Below are 25,414 nucleotides of genomic sequence, written 5' to 3'. Positions count from 1 at the left end.
TCGCCAACATCACCGCCGCGGCCAACTACGCCGCCCACCGCTACGGCTCCATCGACAACGTCAACTCCGCCTACTGAGCCCAAGCACCCCAGCACAGCACCCCAAGGCCGATGCCCGCAGCAACACCCGCTGCCGGCACCGGCCTTCGGCGTATCCGCAATGCGACAACGGCTCGGTCCGCCCGGGGCATTGTCAGTGGTGGCGTGCAGGATGACGGTCATGACAACACCTGCAGCTGTGATCGTGGATGCCGCCGCCTACGCCCAGGCCGTCGAGGACGCGGTGAAGGCGTCGGCCGCCTACTACGCGGGCGGCACCTCGCCGCTGGACGACGACGCCTACGACCGCCTCATACGAGGCATCTCCGCGTGGGAGGCCGATCACCCCGACCAGGTGCTGCCCGACTCACCGACCGGGAAGGTGGCCGGGGGCGCGGTCGACGGCGATGTCCCGCACACGGTGGCGATGCTGAGCCTGGACAACGTGTTCTCGCCCGAGGAGTTCACCGCGTGGAACGCTTCGCTGGCCCGCCGCATCGGCCGCGACGTCGCCCGGTTCAGTGTCGAGCCGAAGCTGGATGGTCTCGCGGTCGCGGCCCGCTACACCCGCGGCCGCTTGGCGAGGCTGATCACGCGGGGCGACGGGACGGCCGGGGAGGACGTCTCGCACGCGATCGGCGCCATCGAGGGACTGCCCGAGCAGCTGGCCGAGCCGGTGACGGTGGAGGTGCGCGGCGAAGTACTGATGACCACGGCCCAGTTCGAGAACGCCAACGAGGTACGCACCGCGCACGGCGGGCAGCCGTTCGCCAACCCCCGCAACGCCGCGGCAGGCACGCTGCGAGCCAAGGACCGTTCCTACACCGTGCCGATGACATTCTTCGGCTACGGCCTGCTGCCCCTCGCCGACACCGAAACCGCGCTCGCCGCCCGGCTCGGTGTGAGCGCGCACAGCGACCTGATGGCCCAGGCCGCCTCACTCGGAGTGAACACGACCGCCGGGACCGCGGTGCCCGGCATCACCGCCACCACCGTGGAGGAGGTCCTGGCCCGCGTGCGAGAGATCGCCGCGCTGCGTCCGGGGCTGCCGTTCGGCATCGACGGGATCGTCATCAAGGCCGACCTCGCCGCCGACCAGCAGGCCGCCGGCTCGGGCTCACGCGCCCCGCGCTGGGCCATCGCCTACAAGCTGCCCGCCGTCGAGAAGATCACCCGGCTGCTGCAGGTGGAGTGGAACGTGGGCCGCACCGGCATCATCGCCCCCCGCGCCGTTCTGGAACCGGTCGAGATCGACGGCTCCACCATCACCTACGCCACCCTCCACAACCCGGCCGACATCACCCGACGCGACCTGCGCCTGGGCGACCACGTGATGGTCCACCGGGCCGGCGACGTCATCCCCCGCATCGAGGCACCCGTCGCCCACCTGCGCACCGGCGACGAGCAGACCATCACCTTCCCCGAGGCCTGCCCCCGCTGCGGATCCGACATCGACACCAGCGAGCAGCGCTGGCGCTGCGCCAACGGCCGCAATTGCCACCTCGTGGCCTCCCTCTCCTACGCCGCCGGACGCGACCAACTCGACATCGAGGGCCTCGGCCACACCCGCGTCGTCCAACTCGTCGAAGCCGGACTGGTCGCCGACCTCGCCGACCTGTTCACCCTCACCCGTGGCCGGCTGCTCGACCTGGAACGGATGGGCGAGACCAGCACCGACAACCTCCTCACCGCCCTCAACACGGCCAAGAACCAGCCCCTGTCTCGGGTGCTGTGCGCGCTGGGCGTGCGTGGCACCGGCCGCTCCATGTCCCGCCGCATCGCCCGGCACTTCGCCACCATGGACAACATCCGCGCCGCCGACGCCGAGTCCATGCAGCAGGTCGAGGGCATCGGCACCGAGAAGGCCCCGTCCATCGTCGCCGAACTCGCGGAACTCGCCCCGCTCATCGACAAACTCGCCGCGGCCGGCGTCAACATGACCGAACCCGGCGCCACGCCGCCCACGGTGGACACCGACGCCGACGGCTCCACGCCGGCCGCGGACCAGGCCGCCGGTCCGCTGGCTGGGATGGCCGTCGTGGTCACCGGCACGATGACCGGCTCCCTGGAGAAGCTCAGCCGCAACCAGATGAACGAGCTCGTCGAACGCGCCGGCGGCCGGGCCTCCTCCAGCGTCTCCAGGAAGACCAGCCTCGTCGTCGCCGGAGAAGGCGCCGGATCCAAGCGCACCAAGGCCGAGTCCCTCGGCATCCGGCTGGCCACCCCCGACGAGTTCGCTGCCCTCGTCGCGGACTACCTCAGCTGACCCTCTCGGCGTGAGGTGAGGGGCGAGGGGCGGCGGTCGGCGACGGCCTGGGCGGCAGCACTCCCCGAAGCGTGCCGCCTCGGCCGGCGGCTCCCGCTCGAGGCATCGAGCCGAGCACCGGCATGCCGGGGCCGCCCGCGGCTATCGATTCATGCGGTGTCGGGTGCCGGGGCGCCGTCCGGACCCGGGACTGTGGGGCGGCGGGTGATGCGTGGTCGGCGAGGCCTGCTGACGGGCGCTTGGGTGAGGCGTGCGCCTTGGGGATCAACGTGTCGGCGTGCTGTGTTGATGAACTGCAGCCGTGCGGCTTCCATGCGGTCCCTCGCCTCGTCCCAGACGCCTTCATGGGATGCGGTTTGCCGGATGAACTGGTCGCTGCATTCCCAGAACACCTCGTCGACGCGTGCCGCGGCCTCGACCACAGCGGGGCTGCCGACGAGCCAGATGGTCCCCAGTGCGACGTTCCACGGCACCCAGTCCACGGGGTCACCGTGTTTCCAGGCGCGGCGCAGAGCGAGCTGGATGCGGGTGGACTCGGCGACGATCGCCGAGCAGGCGGCGATCTGCTTGTCACGTGCCCAGTTCATGCGGTCGCTACGGCTGCTGAGCGCCGCGCCGGCCACCACGCCGATCAACGCGGCAGCCACGCCCCCCACGGTGGTGACGGTTGTCGCCCAGTCGAATGACATCCAACTCCCCCTCGTCGGCTGTCGTATTGAACGACTCTGCCCGCCGCACTTGTATGGGTATGCGGAGGAGTTGACGCAACAGTGCCCTTTCGGCCATCCGCGGAAGACAGGTCCCTGGACGCCGCAATTTGGCGCATTTCAGTCAGCAGTCCGCCTTGCCTCGACTGACCGGTTCGCGGGGCCGGCTGTCGGTCGATGACATGAGAGATCCAGCTGCCGTCGAGCCTGCCGTCAGCAGGGCGTGCGATCAGCTCGTGACCGGAAAGGAGGGGGCTGGTGGGCGTCCTCCACGTGTGACGGCAAGCCTGCGGTGCACACAGGACTGCCGTGCACGCGGTCGCGTGCACGGCACACCAGCGCTCCGGACGCCAGAGGCGTGGCGCCTACTTGAAGCGGACCACCTGCGGATCGTGGTCGCTCGTCTGGTCGGAGAACTCGGAGTTGATGTGGACGACCTGGTAGTCGGGCTTCTTGACGGCCGGTGAGACCAGGATGTGGTCCAGCGTCTGGGAGTTGCCGTCGTACACGTAGCTGTAGCGCTCGTTCACCGGCAGCGTGTTGATCAGGTCGGTGAGGACACCGCCGGAGGTGAGCGCGGCCAGCGGCTTGGAGAACTGGTAGTCGTTGAGGTCACCGAGGACGACGACCTTGGCCTTCGGGTCCTTGGCGAGCAGACCGGACACGAAGGTGTTGACCTCCTTCGCCTGGGCCGTGCGCTGGGTCTCGGAGCTCAGCGTCGGCGGCTGGAAGGCGCCGTGCACCGGCTGGTCGCCGCCCTTGGAGTTGAAGTGGTTCCCGACGACGAAGACCTGCTTGCCGCGGAAGACGAACTCGCCGACCAGCGGCTTGCGGCTGCTCGTCCAGGTGTCCGAGGTGGGGTCGATCCGCCCCGGGGAGACCGAGAGCCGTACGCCCTTCTTGCCGTCGCCGACGGCTTCGACGGCCGTGGTGGAGTCGCCGCCCGGCCGGTCGACGAAGGTGACACGCTGCGGGTTGAAGAGGAAGACGTTGCGGATGTTTCCGCCGGGTTCGCCGCCGTCGGAGTCGTTGACCGGGTCGACGGCGCGCCAGTCGTACGCCGGGCCTCCGGCCGCCTTGATGGCGTCGATGAACCGGGAGATGGTCGCGCCGGCCGTGACCGTGCCATCGTCCTTGGGGCCGTTGTCGTCCTGGATCTCCTCCAGGCTGACGATGTCCGGGGTCGCCAGGTTCGTGACGATCCCCTCGGCCAGGCGGTCGAACTTGCTCTGCGGGTCGGTCGGATCGAGGTTCTCGACGTTGTACGTCGCCACGGACAGTTCGTTGGACTTGCCCTTGCTCGCCACCTCCGGCGTGAGTCCTCCCGGCTCGATCGTGCCGAGGGCGGTCGCCTGGACGTTGTAGCCACCGTAGTTGGCGTAGTCCACGGGGCCCGTGGTGGTGCCGGCGAGGGTGTCGCCCACGTCGGCCTTGAGCTGGTCACCGGTCAACGAGGTGACCAGCAGCCGCCCGGAGTTGGGGTCGTCGTAGCCGGTGACGACGGTGCCGCCACGCGGAGTCGGGTTCTGGGCGGGCTTGGTGGTGATCCACGTCTCGTTGTAGGCGTTGGTGGCGCCCACCACGCGGGAGTCGCCGATCTGCACCAGCATGCCCTCGTGGGCCTCCAGCCAGTCCAGCGCGTAGGCGCCGGGCCGCAGTTCCAGGGACTCGATGTTCCCGCCCTGTGCCTGCGGGGCGTAGGCGTCCGGCAGCGTCGAGGAGTCGATGACCTCGGCGGCGGGCACCGGGTTGCCCGCGGACAGCACGGCGGCCGTCGGGCCGGTCAGTTCGGTGACGGACTGCGAGCCGCTGCTCTTGCCACCGGGGTAGTACTCGCTGACCTTGCCCGAGACGAGCACCGAGTCGCCGACCTTGACCAGGGGCGTGGCGGAGCCCGTGAAGACGAAGAGGCCCTCGCTGGTGGCCGGGTCGCCGTCCGGTTCGGGGTCCTGGATCCAGTAGCCCTTGGAGCCGGTGCTGCGCACGGCGGTCACCACGCCGGGCACATGGGTGACGGTCCTGCCGTTCTGCGGGGAGATCCGGCTGGTGCCCTGGATGTCGTGGATGCGCAGGCTGCCTGGAGTCGGGGTGGGCGTGGGGGTCGGGGTGGGCGACGGGTCGCCGGAGCCGCCGCCCGCGGTGTTGTGGGCGCTCGGCGCCGAGCCCGTGAGGTCGGCCGCGTTGTCGTCGGTGTCGGTGAGCTTCGTATCGCGCGAGACGGAGGTGGTGTTGCCGGCTCCCGTGGCGGGAGATCCCTCACGGACCACGGCGGTGCCGAAGCCGACCAGGTCCTTGACGGTGCCGTCCGCCGCGCAGTCGGCAGCGGTCAGGCAGGTGAGCGGAGTCGTCGAGTGGACCAGTGCCACGGTGCCGGTGGTCGCCGACATGGAGATGGTGCCGGAGGCGTCGGGGGTCGGCAAGGCGGTGTCGCCGCCGGAGCCCTTGGCCTCCTGGACCAGGTAGGTGCCGCCCGCGGGGATGGCGCCGGTGAGCGGGGTGACCTGCCACTTGCTGGTGGCGGTGGGCGAGCCGGGCAGGTACTGCACGGACCAGCCGCTCAGGTCGAAGGGGGCGGTGGCGCCATTGCCCAGTTCGACGAAGTCGTTCGTGTACGAGGCGCCGGAGTTGCCGCCTCCGCCGTACACCTCGGAGATGGCGGCGTCCGAGGTGGGCGCGGCCTGCGCGGTGAAGGGGAGCGCGACGAGCGACCCGGTGAGGCCGACGGGCAGCGCGACGAGGAGGGCCTTGGCACCTCGGCCGCGCAGGGCCGGGGGTATGCGTGTCACGTGGGACTCTTTCTCGCGGGAGCAGTTGTGTCAGAGGCGCGGCGGAGATGTGGGGGGTGTGTGATGCTTCGAGTCGGCGTCAAGATACGCGCGTAGACGCACCTCGTACAAGGAGTCTTGCCTGATCGGTGACTGACGTTCGCCGGCCGTTCGCCCACTCGCGACGTGGGCGCTCGGTCTGCCGAGTCCGGCCGTGCGCAAGCGCGTTGGCCTGTCGGCCTGGCCATGAAGCGTATGACCGTCCAGGTTCTCCGCCTGCCCCTCGCCTTCCGCGTCGGACCTCCAGGGCTCGGACCTCGGCCACGCTCGTCGCGCACGCGGCGGAGTTGCCGTCGATGACCCGGTCGCGTTGCCTGCGCCGGGCTCGTCGCTCCCGGCGCAGGCCCGGTGGCCCCGACGCTCAGCAGCCGGAGTCGGCGATGACGAAGTAGCCCGGGGAGGTCTCCTTCAGTGTGTGGACGACGGCGAGGTTGTACAGGCCCATGTTCTGGTTGGAGCCGTTGGCGTAGGTATAGCCGAGGCTCTGGTGGGCGCGTCCGGCCTGCACCTGGTTGTAGTTGTTGTCGGTGTAGCACTTGGGCGCGGAGCCGGTCGTTGTCGCCGTGACCGGTGAGGACGAGGCGCCGACGGCGCCGGAGGAGTCGACCGCGGCGACGGTGTAGCGGTAGGAAGTTGCGGCGGACAGGCCGGTGTCGGTGTACGTGGTGCCCGTCGCGGAGCCGGCCTTCGTCCCGTTGCGGTAGACGTTGTACGAGGCGGCACCGCTGACGGCGTTCCAGGTCAATGACGCGCCGGTGTCGGTGGTGCCCGTGACCGTGAGGCCGGACGGGGCGGGCAGGGAACCCGGTCCGCCCTGGCTGCCGCCGCCGTCCAGGCCCCAGAACTTCGCGGTGTGGTAGCTGGAGCAGATGTAGTTGAGGTAGTAGGCCCCGGTGCTGCCGCACTGGTCGGCGCCCGAACCGGGGTTCACGGCGAGGCCGTGTGCCATGCCGGAGATCGAGAACAGGGCGACGGCGGGCTTGCCCGCGCCGTCGTTGTAGATGCTCTCCGTGGTGCCGCCGGTCAGGCTCTGGGTGCTGGAGGCCGTCTGCCCGATGCCCCAGACGTCGGTCCACTGGTCGCGCAGTTCGGTGCCGTTGACGGGAGCGACGGTGGTGTCGGAGGTGCCCTGCCAGATCGCGACCCGCGGCCAGGGCCCGGTGTAGCCGGGGTAGGAGTTGCGGACCTTGTCGCCCCACTGCTTCGGGGTGAGGTTCTGGCTGCTGTACTGGCAGCCGGACGCGGCGCTCTGCGTGGTGGCGCACTGCGCGGGGAGGCCGGAGTCGACGGCGCCGCCGGCGAAGACGTCCGGGTAGTCGGCGAGCAGGTCCGCGGTCATGCCGCCGCCGGCGGACAGGCCGGTGACGAAGATCCGGCCGCGGTCCGAGCCGTACTGCGCCACAGCGGTGTCGATCATCTGGATGATCGAGGCCGCCTCGCCCTTGCCCCGGGTGTCCTTGGCCGAGTCGAACCAGCTGAAGCAGGAGAGGCTGTTGTTGGCCGAGCTGGTCTGCGGGTAGACCACGGCGAAGCCCCACTGGTCGGCGAACTTCTGCCAGCCGGAGTGCGCGTGGTAGTCGCCGGCCGACTGGGTGCAGCCGTGCAGCGCCACGACCAGCGGCGCGTTCGCCGGAAGGTCGGTCGGCGCGTACTCGTACATCGCCAGATGGCCGGGGTTCGAACCGAAGTCGGTGACCTGTTGGAGGGTGCCGGCGGCCGCGGCGGTCGGGGCGAGAGGGGTGAGGGCGGTCAGTCCCGCGGCGAAGGCGCCCAGTGCTGCGGCCAGAGCGGTGCGCCGGAAGAATCTGCGCCAGGTGGAGTTCAGCATGCGTGCGGCTCCTGTGAGTGTGGGGAGAGAACGGGGGCGGGCGCGGCGCGTCGCCCGGCGGTCCTGCCTCGCCGGGCCGCCCCGTGCCCGTCCTCCGGCCGGGCGCGGCGCGGACCCGCACCCGGCTCGTTGTCCTGCCGGCTTGCTGGAAGCGGACCGTACGACCGGCCCGCTCGACCGCGACATGTGAAGGGCATCCAGGAACGCGGCGGCCGACGTGGCTCGCGCACCCATGGTGCCGACGGTGACGCTGTGACATGCGATGGGCCGGCCGGGTGGGTCGAACTTTTGCGAATCGGGCACTTTGGGCGTGCTGGGATCACCGGGAGCGGCCGTCGACCGTCCGGACATGGTGATGCAACCCATTTGATGTTGCAGAAATGTGTTGGCGACCCACGTGTCTCACCTCATGTTTCCTACCTACCGTGTTCGGCCATGGACAGCACCAAGAGCTCCGCCGAGGGCTCGCTCCAGCATCCCGAGCCGGGTGACACCACCGCGCCCGGTCCGGCCTCGACCCGATTCCTCACCGGGCGCAGAGCCCTGGTCACCGGTGCGGCCAGCGGGATCGGCCGGGCCTGTGCCGAGAGCTTCGCCGCGGCCGGTGCCGAGGTCTACGTGGTGGACCGGGCCGCCGAGGCGGCGAAGGAGGTGGCCGAGGCGATCGGCGGCATCGCCGTCGTGGCCGACCTCTCCGAGGCCGGCGCCGTGGACGCGTTGCCGGACGATGCCGACATCGTGGTCAACAACGCGGGTCTGCAGCACATCGCACCCGTGCACGAGTTTCCTCCGGAGCGCTTCACGCTGATCCAGCGGGTGATGGTCGAGGCGCCGTTCCGGATCCTGCGCCGCACCCTGCCCCACATGTACGCGCAGGGATGGGGCCGCGTCGTCAACATCTCTTCGGTGCACGGCCTGCGGGCCAGCGCCTACAAGTCGGCGTACGTCGCGGCCAAGCACGCTCTGGAGGGCCTGAGCAAGGTGGTGGCCCTGGAGGGCGCCGCGCACGGCGTGACCAGCAACTGCATCAATCCCGGCTATGTCCGCACACGGCTGGTGGAGGAGCAGATCGCCAACCAGGCGCTCGCCCACGGCATCCCGGCGGCGGACGTGATGGACCAGGTCTTCCTGGAACGCACCGCGATCAAGCGCCTGATCGAGCCGGCCGAGGTCGCCGAGGCGGCCCTGTGGCTGTGCTCCGGTCGCAGTAGTTACATCACCGGCAGCTCGATCCCGCTGGACGGCGGCTGGACGGCCCACTGAGGGCAGTCACCCGCCCCTCGTCCCGTCACCCACCCCTCGTCCCCCTCCTGTCGGCACCGCCGGCGACCTCACCAACGAACTCCCCCGGACCCTCCGCACGTCCCCCGGCGTCGGCCGGTGCGGCGGTTCCGCTCCCCTCTCACTCCGAAACGGTGACCACCATGCCCAGCGCTCACAACGCCGTGAACGACCCAGGCGCCTCCGGAAGACCGGCCGGCCTGCGCAAGATCGTCGCGGCCAGCCTCATCGGCACCACCATCGAGTGGTACGACTACTTCCTCTACGGTTCGGCCGCCGCCCTGGTCTTCGGCCGCGTGTTCTTCCCCGAGTCGGACCCGCTCACCGGCACCCTGCTGTCCTTCCTCACCTATGCCATCGGCTTCGCCGCCCGCCCGATCGGCGCCGTGGTCTTCGGCCACTTCGGCGACCGTCTCGGCCGCAAGAAGCTCCTGGTGATCAGCCTGCTGATGATGGGGCTCTCCACCGCCCTGATCGGCTGTGTCCCCGGCTACGACACGATCGGTGTCGCGGCTCCCCTTCTGCTGACCACCCTGCGCCTGGTCCAGGGCTTCGCCCTCGGCGGCGAGTGGGGCGGCGCGGTTCTGCTGGTGTCCGAACACGGCGATGCGAAGCGACGCGGCTTCTGGGCGTCCTGGCCGCAGGGCGGCGCGCCGGCCGGCAACCTGATCGCCGTCGGAGTGCTCTCCCTCATGACCACCCTGCTCAGCGACGACGCGTTCAACTCCTGGGGCTGGCGGGTGCCGTTCCTGCTCTCCGCCGTGCTGGTCATGATCGGTCTGTGGATCCGGCTGTCCGTCGACGAGTCCCCGTTGTTCAAGGAGGCGCTGGCCAAGGCCGAACGGCGCAAGGCGGAGCAGCGGGCCGAACAACTGCCGTTCGTCGCGGTGTTGCGCAACCACTGGCGGGACATCCTGGTCGCGATGGGCGCGCGCATGGCCGAGAACATCTCCTACTACGTGATCACGGCCTTCGTCCTCACCTACTGCGTCGAGCATCTCAAGCTGGACAAGCAGACGTCGCTGAACGCGGTGCTGATCGGCTCGGCCGTGCAGTTCTGTCTGATCCCGCTGTTCGGCGCGCTCTCCGACCGGGTGGGCCGCAAGCCGGTGTACCTGGTGGGAGCGGTCGGTGTCGGCCTGTGGTCGTGGGCCTTCTTCGGTCTGCTGGACACCAAGTCGTTCCCCGCACTCGTCCTGGCCGTCACCGTCGGACTGATCTTCCACAGCGCCATGTACGCGCCCCAGGCGGCGTTCTTCTCCGAGCTTTTCGCCACCCGGATGCGCTACACCGGCGCCTCCATCGGCGCCCAGCTCTCCTCGGTGGCGGCCGGCGCCCCGGCCCCGCTGATCGCCACCGCGCTGCTCAGCTCGTACGGCAACGCCACGCCGATCTCGGTGTACGTCGGCATCGCAGCGCTGATCACCGTGATCGCTGTCCTCGCCGGCCGCGAGACCCGCGGCCGGGACCTGGCCGCGATCGAGCCGGACGACTCCGCGTCACGCCCGCCCGCGGACCAGCGGACGACCGCGTCCGCCTGACGAGCGCTGACCGGCCCGCCGCCCCGCGCCAGGGGCGCGGCTGCCGGGCCGGGAGCCGGCCGCGCCACTCACGGCCGAGGAGGGTCGGTGTCCTGCCCCGTCGGGAGGACCCCGACCCTCCTCAGCCGTTCACCGGCTGCGGACTCCACCGCCCACCGACTTCGCAACGGTTGCCCGCCCATGTCGCACAAGCCCACCTCCGTCACCCCTCATCTGCGCCGGCTGCTCGAGCTCCTCGCCGCGGGCGCCCCCGCCGAGGACCTCGGCGCCGTCGCCGCCGACGCCCGCCGCGCCGGTGCCACCGCCCAGGATCTCGCCGAGGTCGAGCAGGCCACCGAAGCGGCGCTGCGCGTCCAGAGCACGCTCCGGCAGCACCGGCGCCGGGAGGCGGAGCTGACCGCGCTCTTCGACACCGCGGGCGACCTGGCGGCCCTGCGCGACCTCGACGCCGTGCTGCGCTCCATCGTCCGGCGGGCCAGGATGCTCCTGGGCACCGACACGGCCTACCTCACGCTGCCCGACGAGGAAGCCGGAGACACCTACATGCGGGTGACCGACGGCTCGGTGTCGGACCTGTTCCAGAACCTGCGCCTCCAGCTGGGCGAGGGCCTGGGCGGTCTGGTCGCACAGACCGCCCGTCCCTACGCCTCCCCGGACTACCGCACCGACGACCGCTTCCTGCACACCGGCAGCATCGACGCCGGAGTTCTCGACGAGGGCCTGGTCGCGATTCTCGGCGTGCCGCTGCTGCTGGGATCGGGAAGCGGCGGCCAGGTCATCGGAGCGCTGTTCGCCGCGGACCGTACACCCCGTACCTTCGCCCCGGACGAGGTCGCTCTGCTGTGTTCGCTGGCCGACCACGCCGCCATCGCCATCGACACCGCCAAGGCCATGGCCGAGGCACGGATCGCGCTGGCCGAGCTGGCCGAGGCCAACGCCGTGATCCGGGAGCACTCCGCCGTCATGCAGCGTGCCGAGGAGTCACATGACCGGCTCACCGATCTGGTGCTGCGCGGCGGTGACGTCTCCGACGTGGCCACCGCCGTGGCCGGTCTGCTGAAGGGGGACGTCGCGGTCCATGACAGCTCCGGACGGCCGCTCACCGCGGTCGGCGGGCACGACCGCGCGTTCGCCGGGGACACGGAGGACACCGGCAGCGCCGAGGAGGCGGCGGCGCTGGTCGCGGCGGCGAGGAGCTCGCACGCGGCCGCCCACGCGGTCTTCCGTGACGGGCGCTGGGTCTGCGCGGTGCTGGCCGGGCAGGAACTGCTGGGCTGTCTGGTGCTGTACGGGCGGCCCGATCTGGACGGGCCCGACCGGCGCCTGTTCGAGCGGAGCAGCGTCGTCACTTCCCTGCTGCTCCTGCTGAGGCGTTCGGTCGCGGAGACCGAGAACCGGGTCCGCGGTGACCTGATCACCGATCTGCTCACCGCACCCGAGCGCGACCCGGCCGGTCTGGTGGCCCGCGGCCGCCGCCTCGGCATCGACCTCGACCGGCCCCACATTCTGCTCCTCGCCCACACCGGCGACGCGGCCCGGCAGCGGCTCGCCGACGCGGCCGTGCAGTACCTGTTCGGATGCGGCGGTGTCAGTGCCGAACACGACGGCGCCGTCGTGCTGCTGCTCCCGTGCGACGGCACCCGGCCGGGCGAGGCGGCCGGGGCCGCCGCCGGGCAGCTCGGCCGACTCGTCGGCGCGCCGGTCACGGTGGCCGGCGCCGGGCCGGCGGCCGGGCCGCGGGCCGTCGCCGACGCGCACACCGAGGGCCTGCGCTGCCTGCGGGCCCTGCACATCCTCGGCCGCCACGGGCGAGGGGCGAGCGCCGCCGAACTCGGCTTCCTGGGCGTGCTGTTGGGCGACAACCACGATGTGGACGGCTTCGTCACCTCCGTCCTGGGCCCCCTTCTGGATTACGACGCCCAGCGCGGCACCCAACTGGTCCGCACCCTGCGCGCCTACTTCGGCTGCGGCGGGAGCCTGACCCGGGCCAAGGAGGAACTGCACGTCCATGTGAACACCGTCGTGCAGCGGCTCGACCGCATCCAGGCACTGCTCGGCCCCGACTGGAACACCCCCGAACAGGCTCTGGAACTCCAACTCGCCCTGCGCCTGCACCTGCTGTCGGACGCGGGCGCCTGATGCCGGCCGCATGCGCGCAACGCCCCGCGTACGCCGCCCACCAGCAGCAGGCCCTTCAGCAGGTGGGGGTGGCGTACGGCGGTGAAGGCCACGGTGAGGCCCGCGGTGAAGGCCCCATGGAGTGGCCGGTCGGCACCACCCGCCCGACGCTCGGCTCGTCCACCACGGCAGCCATGTCGTCGGTGTGGCCCGCGATGCCGTAGGGCCGGCAGGCGGCCGCTGCGGCCCCTGCCGCGTGGATCGGGGCCGCCAGGGTGACTCGGCCGGCCAGGTGGTGGGCGACGCGCGCCCAGCTCAGGCCGTCGGCGGTGACGCCGTGCATCGCCAGGACCACCGGCGCACCCGGGCCCGCGGGCCGTCCGGCGCGACACGGCCGGCTTCCCGCCCGGTACCGGCACACAGAACTCCCCGGCCCGCCGGGACGACCGCGTCCCGGCGGGCCGCCGTCATCCCGTTTCGCGGAGTGCGGGTCACGGCTGGAGGACCTCCCCGCCCTCGGCCGAGACGCGGGACGTACGGGCCGCACGCAGCCGGGCCGGCAGCCGCACCACGCCGCCGGGCAGGAGATAGATCACCAGGACGAAGAGGGCGCCGAGCAGGAACAGCGGCTGCGAGAGCGGCACACGCAGCACCGAGGGCAGACCGGCGACCGCGCCCGAGCCGGCCAGGTCGCCGAGCCGGTGGTCGGCCCAGGTGTAGACGATGCCGCCGACCAGGGGGCCCCACCGGGTGCCCGAACCGCCCAGCACCACCATCACCAGGAGGGACAGAGTGAAGTCGGAGGTGGTGGCCTGCGGAGTGGCACCACCGGTCAGCAGCAGGTACACGATGCCACCGAGCGCGGCCAGGGTGCCGGCCAGGACGAAGGCGGCCAGTTTGAAGCCGTACGGGCGCAGGCCCAGCACTTCCACGCGGCGTTCGTTCTCCTTGATGCCCTCCCAGACCCGGCCGATGGGCGAGCGGACCGTCCACTGCACGACGACCAGCACCAGGACGAGATAGGCCAGGGCGATCCAGTACAGGTTGGCGGTGTGTTCGATGCCGACCAGCGAGGCGGGCAGCCCTTCGGCCGGAGCGGCCCTGCCCTCCTCACCGCCGGTGACGCCGCCGGGGTCGCGCTGCACGAGGATCGACCCGGCCTGCGCGAAGGCCAGGGTCACCATGGAGAACCCGATGCCGCTGACCCGGAGGCTGACCGCGCCCAGCAGGGCGGACAGGGCGACACCGGCGAGCAGGCCGAGCAGCGCCGACACGGCGAAGGACAGGCCCGCCTCCAGCATGACGGTGTTGGTGACGTAGGTGCCCGCGGCGAAGTAGAGCGCGTGACCGAAGGACAGCAGTCCGGTGCGGCCGAGCAGCAGGTCGTAGCCGGTGGCCAGGGCCCCGAACACCAGGCACAGGGCGAGCAGTTGCAGATTGCCGGGACTGCCGATGGGGCCGTCGAGGAGGCCCGGGAGCGGCAGCGCGCTGTAGGGCACGGTGAAGACCAGCACCAGCAGCAGGGCGGGCCACCAGCGGGTGGCGCGCCGCAGCCGTTCGGAGCGGGTGGTGACGGGGTGGTCCGCCGTACGGGCCCTGCCGCGCGGCTGGGTGGCGGTGGTCATGCGAGCCTCCCGGTGAGCCCCCGCGGCCGGACGAGCAGCAGGGCGGCGAGCAGGACGACGACGGCGAGGTCGCCGAGCCCTGCGGTGGTGTAGTAGTTCGCGAACTGCTGGACGAGGCCCACGGCGATCGAGGCCACGGCAGCGCCGGTGAGGGAGCCCATGCCGCCCGTCACGACGACCACGAAGGCGAAGATGAGCAGTGAGGTGCCCTGTTCGGGATCGACGGAGCCGAAGTAGAGGCCGCCGAGGGCACCGCCCAGCGCCGCTGCCGCGCCACCGATGGCGAAGACCAGGGTGAAGGCCTTGCGCACGTCGATGCCGAGCGCGGTGACCATCGCCCGGTCCTCCACGCCCGCCCGGACGACCAGTCCGTGCCGGGTACGGCCGAGGAACAGCTTGAGCGCGGTCAGCACCACCAGCGCCGCGCCGATCAGCACGACGCGGTTGAGCGGCACTTCGGCGCCCAGCAGGCCGAAGGTGCCGGACAGTGCCTTCGGCCCGGGGAAGGGCCGCGCGTCGGAGCCCCAGATCGCGGACAGCAGGGCCGGGACGGCCAGTCCCACGCCCACCGTGGCGAGGATCTGTTCGCGCGGGCGGGTGTAGAGGGGGCGGATCACGGCGAGTTCGAGCAGTACGGCGGCGACGGTGCCCACCGCGGTGCCGAAGACGACGGCGAGGGCGAACCCGGCGCCGCCGGGTCCGGCACCGGGCAGGTGGCCGGAGGCGGCCCACCAGGTGCCGTAGGCGCCCACGGACAGCAGGGCACCGTGGGCGAAGTTGAGCACGTCCATCAGCCCGAAGATCAGCGACAGTCCGGAGGCGACCAGGAAGTACAGGGCGCCCAGGCCGAGCCCGGTGAAGGTGAGCAGTACGACGGTGGACATCAGGCGTCTGCCTCCGGGGATCGGGCGGCGGGGCGCGCCGCGCTGTGAACGGACGGACGGGCGGGCGTGTCCGTGGTGCCGCCTTGGCCGGCGCTGCCGACGCCGAGCAGCCGGCGGGCCGCCTCGGCGTCGGCGAGCAGGTCCGCGGCCGGGCCCCGGTGCGCGGTGCGGCCGTCGGCGAGGACGACGCAGTGGCGGGCGAGGCGGCGCACCAGGGCGAGGTTCTGCTCCACCAGCAGGACCGGTACCGCCTCGGCGGCGCGCTCCAGCACCTGGGCGACCTCGGTGACCACTTTGGGCGCCAGGCCCTTGGTGGGTTCGTCGGCGATGATGAGCCGGTTGCCGTTGAGCAGGGTGCGTGCGATGGCGACCATCTGCTGCTGACCGCCGGACAGGGTGCCGGCGGCCTGCCGGGCGCGTCGTTTCAGCTCCGGGAACAGCTCGTACACGAGGCCGTAGGCCGGTTCACCGGCCCCGGGCCGCTCGGCGAGGCGCAGGTTCTCGGCCACGGTGAGGGCGGCGAAGACACCGCGGTCCTCGGGGGCGTAGCCAATGCCCCTGCGCACCAGGGCGTAGGTGGTCAGGCGCACGGTCTCCTCGCCTGCCAGCAGCACACTGCCGGTGCGCGGGACCAGTCCGAGGATGCCGCGCACGGTGGTCGTCTTGCCGGCTCCGTTGCGGCCCAGCAGCGCGGTGGTGCCGGAGGCGGCCACCTCCAGGTCGACGCCGTGCAGGATGTGCCTGCCCCCGATCACGACCCGCAGATCCCGCACGGTCAGCAGGGGCTCCGGGGCGGCGGGGGTCACAACTCCTCCCCGAGGTAGGCCTGCTGCACGGTGGGGTCGGCCATCACGGCTTGCGGGGTGTCCAGCGCCAGCAGCGTGCCGTGATGCATCACGGCGAGCCGGTCGGCCAGGTCCAGCAGCACGTCCATGTGATGCTCGACCATGAGCACGGTGCGGCCCTCCTCCTTGTGCAGCGACCGGATGAGTTCGGTCAGCGCGGGCACCTCCTCGGCGCTCACACCCGCCATCGGCTCGTCCAGCAGCATCAGCCGGGGCTCGCCGACGAGCAGGACCGCGAGTTCGAGCTTGCGTTTCTCGCCGTGCGAGAGGGCTTCGGCGCAGGTGCCGGCGCGGTGCGCGAGCTGCGTGCGTGCCAGCACCCGTTCGACCTGTTCCGGGTAGGCGTCGGCGCGGCGCCAGATCCGGTAGGACGTTCCGTCGGCGGCCTGGGCCGCCAGCCCCACGTGGTCGGCGACCGTCATGCCCGGCCACAGGCTGGAGGTCTGGAAGGTGCGCCCGAGGCCGCGCCGCGCCCGGGCGTAGGCGGCGTCCGCGGTGACGTCGCGGCCGTCCAGTTCGATCGTGCCCCGGGAGACCGGACTGAGCCCGCTGACCAGATTGAACAGGGAGGTCTTGCCCGCACCGTTGGGGCCGATGAAAGCCAGGAACTCGCCTTCGCGGACGTCGAAGGAGACGGAGTCGACGATGGTCGCGCCACCGATCGTCCAGCCGATGTCACGCAGCCGGAGCACAGGCGCCGGGGAGGTACGGGCCTTCCCGGCGCCCGGGGCCCCCGCGGCGCTCGGTGACGTCGTGTTCGAGGAGGACATCCGCTCAGCCCGCCGTCTTCGTGGCCGGTGGTGCGACCTCGGTCATCGGGATGCTGTCGATCAGCTCGGGCCGGGCGGCCGTGGCACTGCCCTTGAGCCGGGCCGTGAACATCGGCTGCATCAGGGCGTGGTCCGCCGCGCGGATCTGCTCCTTGCCCTTGGGTCCGTGGAAGGTCCAGCCCTCGAGCGCCTTGACCATGGCCGTGGTGTCGGTCGCGCTGCCGTTCTCGATCGCCTGCACGATCATCTGGGCGGCGGTGAAGCCGTCGGGGCTGAACAGGTCGGGGGTGCCGCCGGCCTTGGTGATGCCGTCGAGCATGGCCTTCTCCACCGGGTTGCCGCCCCCGGCGCCCGGGAAGTAGTGCGCGAGGAAGGCGACCTTGGAGCCGGCCGTACCGAAGATCGGGTACGAGGCGGTGCCCGCGAGTCCGGTGACGACCTTGCTCGAGTCCAGCACGCCCTGCTGGTTCAGCGCGGTCCACAGGGCGGGGGCGGTGGCGCCCGCCCAGGCGACGAACACCAGGTCGGGCTTGCCTGCCCTGGTCTGGCGGGCGAAGGGCGTGAGGTCCGTGGCGCTGGGCGGGGCGAGCACGGAGCCGACGTGCGCGCCCTTCTTCCCGAGAACGGCCTTCACGGCGGCCACATTGGCCTGTCCGAACGCGGAGTTCTGGGCGAGTACGGTGACCTTCTTGCCCTTGGCGTCGCCGAGCAGGGTGCCGGCGGTCAGGATGTCCTGGTAGGACTGCCGGCCCGAGCGGAAGGTGTAGGCGTTGATGCCGGTGACCGCGTCGGTGGCGGCCGGACCGCTGATGTACAGCACCTTGTTCTGCGCGGCCAGCGGCGCCATTTGCAGCGCCACACCGGAGTCGGTGGTGCCGGCGAGGATCTTGTAACCCTTGCCCACGAGTGTCTTGGCCGCTGCTACGGCCTTCGCCGGGTCGCCCGCGTCGTCCTGCTCGGTGATCTCGATCGGATGGCCGCCGGCCTTGTTCGTCCCGTGCGTGGCGTAGGCGAGTCCTGCCTTGAAGCCTTCCTCGTACTGCTTGCCGTAGGCGGCGAGCAGTCCGCTGCGGGAGTAGACCAGGCCGACCTTCACGGGGGCGGTCTTGTCGCCCGAGCCGTCGGACGCGGTGCCCGCGGTGCCGGCCGAGGAACAGCCCGCGACCAGGGCGCCGAGGGCGATCAGGGTGAGTGCGCGAAGGGATCTGCTTCTGAAGGTGTCCGTGAGGCGGGAACGCATGACGATCGGCTCCTGACAGTGTGTCGCCCGCCCGTCGCCGGGTTCCGCGGGCCTTGGGGCGGGACGGCGGCCTCGTACGCGACGACGGGAGTGCGGTGCGTGGTTGCCGGAACCCTAGGAGCGCCGTACGACGGGCGGCATGTTGTCGGTCACCGCTCTTCGAGGCCCAGTCATGTCATGGGCACACATGGTCTGTGACCGCCGGTGCAGGCAAAGGTGAAAAACACCCGGTCCTGCCCCGTACGTCGTGGGCAGGCCGGGCCGGCGAACGGAACGGACCCCGGTGGGGAAGGAAACGGCATGGACAAAGTGATGGCCGCGGCCGCGCAGGCAGTGGCGGACATCCCTGACGGTGCGGTACTCGCGGTCGGCGGGTTCGGCCTGTGCGGCATCCCGTCGACACTGATCGCCGCGCTGGCCGAGACGAGCGCGTCCGGCCTGCGGGTCGTGTCGAACAACTGCGGGGTGGACGACTGGGGGCTGGGACTACTGCTGCGGGCCGGCCGGATCGCCCGGATGACCTCTTCCTACGTCGGCGAGAACAAGGAGTTCGCCCGTCAGTACCTGTCCGGCGAACTGGAGGTGGAGCTGACACCGCAGGGCACCCTCGCCGAGCGGCTGCGGGCCGGCGGCACCGGCATCCCCGCGTTCTACACCCCGGCGGGGGTGGGCACCCAGGTCGAGGACGGCGGCCTGCCCTGGCGCCACACCCCCGACGGCGGGGTCGCGGTGGCCTCCCCGCCCAAGGAGACACGGGAGTTCGCAGGCCGCCGTTACCTGCTGGAGGAAGCCATCACCGCCGACTTCGCCCTGGTGCGGGCCGCGGTCGCCGACCGGCACGGCAACTGCGTCTTCCACGCGGCGGCACGCAATTTCAACCCGCTGTGCGCGATGGCGGGGCGGGTGACCGTCGTGGAGGCCGAACGCATCGTCGAGGCCGGCGAACTGCCGCCTGACGCCGTCCACCTGCCAGGCGTGTACGTGGACCGGGTGGTAGCCGTGGACGGCTCACTGGCCAAGCGTATCGAGCGCCGCACCGTCCGCCCGGCGCCCACCCGCACCGAAGCGGCCGTCTCGCCCACCGCCTCCGAGGAGAAGTGACCATGCCGCTCGACCGCGACCAGCTCGCCGCCCGCGCCGCCAGGGAGCTCCGCGACGGCCAGTACGTCAACCTCGGCATCGGCCTGCCCACCCTGATACCCAATCACCTGCCGGACGGAGTGCACGTGGTGCTCCACTCGGAGAACGGCATCCTGGGCGTGGGCCCCTACCCGTACGACGGCGAGGAGCACCCCGACCTGATCAACGCGGGGAAGGAGACGGTGACCACCATCCCCGGGACGTCGTACTTCGACTCGGCCTTCTCCTTCGGCATGATCCGCGCCGGCCGTATCGACGTCTCCGTGCTCGGCGCCATGCAGGTGTCGGCCCACGGCGACCTGGCCAACTGGATGATCCCCGGCAAGATGGTCAAGGGCATGGGCGGTGCCATGGACCTGGTCCACGGCGCCCGCCGGCTGGTGGTCGTCATGGAGCACGTCGCCAAGGACGGCAGCCCGAAGGTCGTGGAAGAGCTGAGTCTTCCCGCCACGGGCCGCCGGGTCGTCGACCGTGTCATCACCGATCTGGCCGTCATCGACGTCACCTCAGTGGGTCTGCGACTGGTGGAGACCGCTCCGGGCATCACCGTGCAGGAGGTCCTGGCCGCGACCGGCGCCGAACTCCTCGTCGACTAGGGCCTGGAGGCCGGCCACATGGCCCTGAGCGACCCGCACGGCCGCTACGGTGCCTGGCGCGTCAAGGCACTCATCGTCTACGGCGGAGGCCTTCTGGCCCGACTTCCGTTCCCGGTCGCCAGCTTCTGCACCGGCCCGCTGGTGGCGCCACTCGGTGGCACGGACATCTCCTGGATCGTCGGCCTGGTCGTACCGGCCGCCGTCTACTGGCTCGCGGCCCGTCGGGACACCGCTCACGCACCGGACCGTATGATCCTCGGCGGCGACGCGGGGGCGAAGCCCGGTTCCCCCTCCCCCACCGCTTGAACCAAGCGCGGCGGTGGCGGGCCGAGCGCCGCGCGAACGCGTGATCCGCCGGCCCCGCCTCCGGTCACGGTCGTTCCGGCCGGCGCGGCGGGCGGGCGGGCGCGCCAGTCCACCGCCCGGGCCGTCGCCACCGGCGCGCGGTCATGGGCGAGGCAGGACCTGAGCGGTGACGAGTTCGGCGCCGCGCACCTCGTCATGCCGCGGCCACGGGGCGAGCACGGCGTGGCCCAGCCCCCGCAGCGGCAGGTGGAGATTCCCCATCGGCGAGCCGGTGACGCTCAGCGGCGCCGCCCGCTGCACCCCCGGGGCCGCGCTGCTCCGCCTGGGCGTGCATCCGCCGGCCGTTCAGGTTCCCCTGGGCCGGGGCAGGCCATCGCACACCACCAAGCCGAACGACCCCGGATCGCAGATGCCCCCACAGCCGGAACCGAAACGGCTGCCATGGCTCCACCACTCCACCACCTCACGGGACATGACCCGGAGTAGACCTTTCTGCCTCACCCCGGGGGGTGGATTTCCGGCGTCCAGTGAGCGCAACGCGGCCCGGCCGCGGAAGGAATGGCATGCGTGCGACGCAAAGGTGCGGCCCATGCTGACAACTCATGTGCGATCGGCGCTGCACCGATTCCGGGAGAGGCGCCGGTGGTCGAGGGCGGGCCGGGCCGGGATCGTCGCGTCCACAGGTCTGGCACTCGTCCTCGCCCTTCCCGGCCTGGCGGCCGCGGCCCCCGGCGATCTGGACCCCACCTTCGGCGGCGACGGAAAGGTGCTCACCGGCTTCGTCGGCGACGATCAGGCCAACGACCTGGCGGTGCAGCCCGACGGCAAGACCGTCGCTGTCGGCTCCGCCGCCGACACCACCACGGTGGAGAGCGACTTCGCGCTGACCCGTCGCAACGCCGACGGCAGCCCGGACACCAGCTTCGGCGGCGACGGCGAGGTGACCACCGCCATCAACAACATGATCCCGCCCGGAGAGCTCCAGTGGAGCGAGGCCCACGCCGTGGCGCTCCAGCCCGACGGCAAGATCGTCGTGGCGGGCGGCAGTTGGCGGGGGTACGAGAACTGCTGCTGGTTCGTGGTGGCCCGGTACAACAGCGACGGCACGCTGGACACGAGTTTCGGCGGCGGTGACGGCAGGGTGTTCACCGACTTCGGCCAGCCCGAAGAGGCCATGGACGTCGCCGTGGAGCCCGGCACCGGCAAGATCGTCGCCGCCGGCTACGTCGCTGGGCAAGCCGCCGTGGCCCGCTACAACCCCGATGGCAGCCCTGACGCGAGTTTCGGCGGCGGCGACGGCATGGTGACCACCAATCCGGCGGGGCCGTCCCTTCAGGAGGGCGGCGACGCGCGCGCCCTGGTCCTGCAGCCCGACGGAAAGATCGTCGTCGGCGGCGAGGTCGGGTCGACCCGCTTCGACTTCGCGCTCATCCGCTACAACCACGACGGCAGCCTCGACACCGGGTTCGGCAGCAACGGCATCCAGCGCACCGACTTCGGCGACTACGAGTCCGTGGAGGGGCTCGCGCTGCAGTCCGACGGCAAGATCATCGCGGCCGGCGGCAGCGGCGCCAGGTTCGCCCTGGCCCGCTACAACACCAACGGCACCCTGGACACCAGCTTCGACGGCAACGGCAAGGTGCTCACCCCCGGTGGCGGCGGAGCCTACGACGTGGTGGTGCAGGGCGACGGCCGGATCGTCATCGCCGGAAGCAACGGGCCGGGCGGCGACTTCGCCGTCCTGCGCTACAACCCCGACGGCAGCCTGGACAGCGGCTTCGGCACCGGGGGTGTCGCGACCGCGGACTTCGGCGGCAACGACGTGGCCCACGGCGTGGCTCTCCAGACCGACGGCAAGATCGTCACCGCCGGTGTGGGCGGACCCAACACCGACTTCGCCCTGGCCCGCTTCCTCGGCGGGGGCAGCACTCCGCCGCCCCCGGCCGGCGTGGACCTCTCGGTGACGAAGAGCGGCCCCACCACGGTCAGCATCGGTGACCGGGCCACCTACACCGTTCGGGTGACCAACACCAGCGCCACGACCGCCGCGACCAACGTCTCCCTGTCCGACACGCTCAGCGGTCCCGCCACCTCGGTCGTCTCGGCGACCACCACCTCGGGCACCTGCACCACCACCGCCACCAGCGCGACCTGTTCCCTGGGCACCCTGGCCCCCGGAGCCGGTGCCACGGTGACGGTCGCCGCCGAACCCCGGGCCATCGGCACCCTCACCGACCGGGCCACGGTCACCGCGACGCAGACCGACCCGCTTCCCGGCAACAACACCGCCACGACGACCACCACGGTCAACAACGCCCGCGGCTGCACCCGCGTCGGCACCAGCGGCAACGACACCATCACCGGCACCAGCGGCAACGACGTGATCTGCGCGCTCGGCGGCGACGACACCGTCAACGCCAGCTACGGCAACGACACCGTCTACGGCGCCTACGGCAACGACCGCCTCGACGGCGGCTACGGCAACGACACCCTCAACGGGGGTCCCGGCAACGACAACCTGATCGGCTACTACGGCAGCGACAACCTCAACACCGTCGACAACGTCTCCGGCAACGACACCGCCAACGGCGGCCCCAACGTCGACACCTGCACGACCGACGCGGGTGACGTCCGGATCAGCTGCCCCTGACCCCCACCCCACCCGACGAGGCCGGCTTCCCCGGGCGGGAGGCCGGCCTCACGCCGCATCGGACCGTCGAGGGGTCAGGGGCAACGGCAGCCTGCGGTCAGGACGAGCCGCCAGTGGACCTCGCCGGAGGCGGGGACGCGGGCCGCGTCGTCGGGGCCGGCCTCGGCGAGGTCGAAGGTGCGGCCCAGCATCGGTTCCACCCCTGTGCTGCGGTAAGGGTCCTGCTGGGGGAAGCCGCCCAGGTTGCGCCACAGTGCGACGGACACCGGCTGTCCTGCGGCCTCGACGGCGAGGGCGAGCCGGTCGGGTCCGTCATGGACGCAGACCCGGCCGTCGGCGAGGACGGCGCCGGCCGCGCTGCCGTCGTCGGGGCCGAACCGGTCCAGGCGCAGTCCGCGCGGTGCGGGCCAGGCACCCTCCACCCAGGGGTCGCCGTCCGCCCAGGGGCCGTCGAGCAGTGGCGCCGCCTCCGGGAAGAGGCGGGTGGGTGTGCCCGTACGGGCCCGGAGTTCGGCCCGTTCGGAGAGGTCGAGCAGGGCGTGGGCGGCCCATACGAAGCGGTAGCCGGGATCGGCGGTGAGCGTGTAGTCGGCCTCGACGCCGTCGGCGGTGGTCCGGACGGTGCGGGCGAGGGTGAAGGCGCCGCAGTCGACGCGTTCGGTGCCGCCGTCGCGGGTCCAGGGCCGGGACCAGGCGTCGCCGTGGTCGGGCGTGCCGCGCACGGTGGGGACGCACTCCTCCAGGCCGCCCGCGTCCACGAAGGCGTCGCCGGGTGCGACGTTTTCGCGTGCGGGATCCGGTCGGTGCCACAGCCATTCGCGGTCGGCGGCGCGCAGCGAGGTCCAGCGTCCGCCGTGCGCGGGGTCGGTGGTGTAGGCGAGGGGCACGCTCACCACTCCGTGAACGAGCCGTCGGCGTGCCGCCACACCGGGTTGCGCCAGGTGTGCCCGGTGCGGTCGGCGGCGCGTACGGCGTTCTCGTCCACGGTGACGCCGAGGCCGGGCGCGTCGCCCCGGTGGGCCTGTCCGGCGGTGAAGCGGAACGGCTCGGGGTCGACGACGTAGGAGAGCAGGTCGGCGTCCTTGTTGTAGTGGATGCCGCGGCTCTGTTCCTGGATGAGGAAGTTGGGGGTGGCGAAGGCCACCTGGAGGCTGGCGGCGAGCGCGATGGGGCCGAGCGGGCAGTGCGGGGCGAGCAGTGCGCCGTACGTCTCGGCGAGGGAGGCGATGCGGGTGACCTCGGAGATGCCGCCCGCGTGCGAGAGGTCGGGCTGGGCGACGGCGATGCCGGCGTTCAGCACGGGCAGGAACTCGGCGCGGGAGAAGAGGCGTTCGCCGGTGGCGAGCGGCACGGGACTGGCGGCGACCAGGCCGGGCAGCAGGTGGCTCTGCTCGGGCAGGACGGGTTCCTCCACGAACATCGGGTGCAGCGGGGCGAGTTCGGCGAGGACGCGGCGGGCCGAGGCGGCGCCCAAGCGCCCGTGGAAGTCGACGGCGACGTCCCGGTCCGGGCCGAGCACGTCACGGGCGGCGGCCACGCGGGCCACGACGGCGGCGGTCTCGGCGGCGGTGGCGACGGGCGAGGTGGGTCCGGCCGCGTTCATCTTGACGGCGGTGAAGCCCGCCTCGACCTGTTCGGTGATCTGCTCGGTGAGCTGGGCGGGTTCGTCGCCGCCGACCCAGGCGTACACACGGACGCTGTCGCGGACGGGGCCGCCGAGCAGTGCGTGCACGGGGGCGCCGTAGGTCTTGCCGACGATGTCCCACAGGGCCTGGTCGAGTCCGGCGACTGCGCTGGACAGGACGGGGCCGCCACGGTAGAAGCCGCCCTTGGTGAGGACCTGCCAGTGGTCCTGGATGCGCAGCGGGTCCTGGCCGATCAGGTACTCGGAGAGGACCTCGACGGCGCTGCCGACGACCTCGGCCCGGCCCTCGACCACGGGTTCGCCCCAGCCGACCACGCCGTCGTCGGTCTCGACGCGGCAGAACAGCCAGCGCGGTGGGACCAGGAAGGTTTCGATGCGAGCGATCTTCACGTGCCGCCGTTGCCTTTCGTGTCGTCGGGAGTGTCGACCCGGTCCGGGTCGCGGCCGGCCTGGTCGGACAGGTCGCGCGTGGCGGCCTCGGCGACCGGCGGTTCGCGGTCCCGTACGGCGTCCGGGACGGCCCGGTGGGCGGGGACGGAGTGCACACTGCGCGGGGAGCCGTGCACGCTCCGGTCGTGACGGGCGAGGCTGGACTCGATGACCGCCTCCCTGTGTTCGAGGAGTGCGTCGTGGGTGGCGGCGAGCAGTGCGCGGTGGAAGGGGAGGCCGGCGTCGGGGCGCCGTACGTCGGCGGGTTCGGTGATGGCGCGGGCCTCCCCGAGGGTGCGCGGCAGCTGCCGGTCGGCCTCGGCGGTGCCGCCCTCGAACTTCCGGCGCGGCACGTCGGCGTCGAGGAGGTTCCGGTCGGCGTGGGCCCGTACGGACGTGTCTCGCATCCGGTGGGCGTCGACTTTGTCCTTGGCCGCGGGCACGTTCAGGGACTCGTTCAGGGACTCGTTCAGGGCGGTGAGGCCGATGTCGAGTCCGCTCTGGGGCACCACGAGGTCGGGTGCGGCCCCTGCGGGGAGCTCACCGCCCACGATGCGGCGCGCCAGTGCCTCCACGCTCTGGCCGTGGACGCCTCGGCGGGCGTAGGGCGTCATGTCGTAGAGCCTTTCCTGGTTCACGGGTGGTCAGCGGCGGTCTCGTCCTCAGGGGTGCCGAAACGG

Annotated in this window: 19 protein-coding genes and 1 pseudogene; 8 read left to right on the top strand and 12 right to left on the bottom strand. The window is 71.9% G+C overall.

Annotated elements, in window-relative coordinates:
• The first annotated feature begins 219 nt into the window (after positions 1 to 219).
• Complete coding sequence (gene ligA, locus ABZ484_RS26750; RefSeq protein ID WP_358868469.1) at positions 220 to 2,304, top strand: NAD-dependent DNA ligase LigA; 2,085 nt, start codon at positions 220 to 222, stop codon at positions 2,302 to 2,304.
• Positions 2,305 to 2,453: 149 nt separating this feature from the next.
• On the opposite strand, the gene ABZ484_RS26745 is transcribed toward ligA, so the two are convergent.
• The 3 genes from ABZ484_RS26745 to ABZ484_RS26735 all read right to left on the bottom strand — a co-directional run bounded on the left by ABZ484_RS26745 (position 2,454) and on the right by ABZ484_RS26735 (position 7,664).
• Positions 2,454 to 2,993, bottom strand: coding sequence for a hypothetical protein (locus tag ABZ484_RS26745; RefSeq protein ID WP_358868468.1), 540 nt, complete (start codon positions 2,991 to 2,993; stop codon positions 2,454 to 2,456).
• Positions 2,994 to 3,376: 383 nt separating this feature from the next.
• Positions 3,377 to 5,797, bottom strand: a complete 2,421-nt coding sequence (locus tag ABZ484_RS26740) for an endonuclease/exonuclease/phosphatase family protein (protein WP_358868467.1) — start codon at positions 5,795 to 5,797, stop codon at positions 3,377 to 3,379.
• Positions 5,798 to 6,197: 400 nt separating this feature from the next.
• Positions 6,198 to 7,664 carry a PHB depolymerase family esterase gene (locus ABZ484_RS26735; protein WP_358868466.1) on the bottom strand — a complete coding sequence of 489 codons (1,467 nt, stop codon included), beginning with the start codon at positions 7,662 to 7,664 and terminating at the stop codon, positions 6,198 to 6,200.
• A gap of 435 nt (positions 7,665 to 8,099) precedes the next feature.
• Here ABZ484_RS26735 and ABZ484_RS26730 point away from each other — a divergent pair, with 435 nt between their 5' ends.
• The 3 genes from ABZ484_RS26730 to ABZ484_RS26720 all read left to right on the top strand — a co-directional run bounded on the left by ABZ484_RS26730 (position 8,100) and on the right by ABZ484_RS26720 (position 12,625).
• Complete coding sequence (locus tag ABZ484_RS26730; protein ID WP_358868465.1) at positions 8,100 to 8,927, top strand: 3-hydroxybutyrate dehydrogenase; 828 nt, start codon at positions 8,100 to 8,102, stop codon at positions 8,925 to 8,927.
• A 161-nt stretch (positions 8,928 to 9,088) separates the two neighbouring features.
• Positions 9,089 to 10,486, top strand: a complete 1,398-nt coding sequence (locus tag ABZ484_RS26725) for an MFS transporter (protein ID WP_358868464.1) — start codon at positions 9,089 to 9,091, stop codon at positions 10,484 to 10,486.
• Between the two features lie 180 nt (positions 10,487 to 10,666).
• Positions 10,667 to 12,625, top strand: a complete 1,959-nt coding sequence (locus ABZ484_RS26720) for a helix-turn-helix domain-containing protein (RefSeq protein ID WP_358868463.1) — start codon at positions 10,667 to 10,669, stop codon at positions 12,623 to 12,625.
• A gap of 55 nt (positions 12,626 to 12,680) precedes the next feature.
• On the opposite strand, the gene ABZ484_RS26715 is transcribed toward ABZ484_RS26720, so the two are convergent.
• The 6 genes from ABZ484_RS26715 to ABZ484_RS26690 form a co-directional block, all read right to left on the bottom strand.
• Positions 12,681 to 12,959, bottom strand: coding sequence for a hypothetical protein (locus tag ABZ484_RS26715; protein ID WP_358868462.1), 279 nt, complete (start codon positions 12,957 to 12,959; stop codon positions 12,681 to 12,683).
• A 136-nt stretch (positions 12,960 to 13,095) separates the two neighbouring features.
• Complete coding sequence (locus ABZ484_RS26710) at positions 13,096 to 14,229, bottom strand: branched-chain amino acid ABC transporter permease (protein ID WP_358868461.1); 1,134 nt, start codon at positions 14,227 to 14,229, stop codon at positions 13,096 to 13,098.
• Complete coding sequence (locus ABZ484_RS26705) at positions 14,226 to 15,113, bottom strand: branched-chain amino acid ABC transporter permease (RefSeq protein WP_358868460.1); 888 nt, start codon at positions 15,111 to 15,113, stop codon at positions 14,226 to 14,228. Before ABZ484_RS26705 ends, ABZ484_RS26710 begins: the two co-directional genes overlap by 4 nt.
• The gene (locus ABZ484_RS26700; RefSeq protein WP_358868459.1) at positions 15,113 to 15,919 is read right to left on the bottom strand and encodes an ABC transporter ATP-binding protein; all 807 of its coding nucleotides are present in this window, start codon (positions 15,917 to 15,919) and stop codon (positions 15,113 to 15,115) included. Before ABZ484_RS26700 ends, ABZ484_RS26705 begins: the two co-directional genes overlap by 1 nt.
• On the bottom strand, positions 15,916 to 16,728 hold the full coding sequence (locus tag ABZ484_RS26695) for an ABC transporter ATP-binding protein (RefSeq protein WP_358868458.1): 813 nt from the start codon (positions 16,726 to 16,728) through the stop codon (positions 15,916 to 15,918). Before ABZ484_RS26695 ends, ABZ484_RS26700 begins: the two co-directional genes overlap by 4 nt.
• A 4-nt stretch (positions 16,729 to 16,732) precedes the next feature.
• A complete protein-coding gene (locus ABZ484_RS26690; RefSeq protein ID WP_358868457.1) occupies positions 16,733 to 17,968 on the bottom strand; it encodes a substrate-binding domain-containing protein in 1,236 nt (411 codons plus the stop codon).
• A 300-nt stretch (positions 17,969 to 18,268) separates the two neighbouring features.
• On the opposite strand from ABZ484_RS26690, the gene ABZ484_RS26685 reads away from it, so the two are divergent.
• From ABZ484_RS26685 to ABZ484_RS26670, 4 genes and pseudogenes are all read left to right on the top strand, one after another.
• A complete protein-coding gene (locus ABZ484_RS26685) occupies positions 18,269 to 19,069 on the top strand; it encodes a CoA transferase subunit A (protein WP_358868456.1) in 801 nt (266 codons plus the stop codon).
• A gap of 2 nt (positions 19,070 to 19,071) precedes the next feature.
• On the top strand, positions 19,072 to 19,704 hold the full coding sequence (locus ABZ484_RS26680; RefSeq protein WP_358868455.1) for a CoA transferase subunit B: 633 nt from the start codon (positions 19,072 to 19,074) through the stop codon (positions 19,702 to 19,704).
• Positions 19,705 to 19,725: 21 nt separating this feature from the next.
• A pseudogene (locus ABZ484_RS26675) lies at positions 19,726 to 20,010 on the top strand (cytosine permease); the annotation flags it as partial.
• Positions 20,011 to 20,599: 589 nt separating this feature from the next.
• Positions 20,600 to 22,660, top strand: a complete 2,061-nt coding sequence (locus ABZ484_RS26670) for a calcium-binding protein (protein ID WP_358868454.1) — start codon at positions 20,600 to 20,602, stop codon at positions 22,658 to 22,660.
• 74 nt (positions 22,661 to 22,734) lie between these two features.
• On the opposite strand, the gene ABZ484_RS26665 is transcribed toward ABZ484_RS26670, so the two are convergent.
• From ABZ484_RS26665 to ABZ484_RS26655, 3 genes are read right to left on the bottom strand one after another with little or no spacing between them, the layout of a single operon-like run.
• A complete protein-coding gene (locus ABZ484_RS26665; protein WP_358868453.1) occupies positions 22,735 to 23,553 on the bottom strand; it encodes a hypothetical protein in 819 nt (272 codons plus the stop codon).
• Positions 23,550 to 24,695, bottom strand: a complete 1,146-nt coding sequence (gene dgoD, locus ABZ484_RS26660) for a galactonate dehydratase (protein WP_358868452.1) — start codon at positions 24,693 to 24,695, stop codon at positions 23,550 to 23,552. Before dgoD ends, ABZ484_RS26665 begins: the two co-directional genes overlap by 4 nt.
• On the bottom strand, positions 24,692 to 25,348 hold the full coding sequence (locus ABZ484_RS26655) for a GntR family transcriptional regulator (protein WP_358868472.1): 657 nt from the start codon (positions 25,346 to 25,348) through the stop codon (positions 24,692 to 24,694). Before ABZ484_RS26655 ends, dgoD begins: the two co-directional genes overlap by 4 nt.
• Positions 25,349 to 25,414 lie beyond the last annotated feature (66 nt).

This window comes from Streptomyces sp. NPDC006393 (genome assembly GCF_040628575.1).
In the GTDB taxonomy this organism is placed as follows: Bacteria; Actinomycetota; Actinomycetes; order Streptomycetales; family Streptomycetaceae; genus Streptomyces.
Note: the sequence above shows the minus strand (reverse complement) of the source record. Positions and strands in the feature narration are given on the sequence as shown.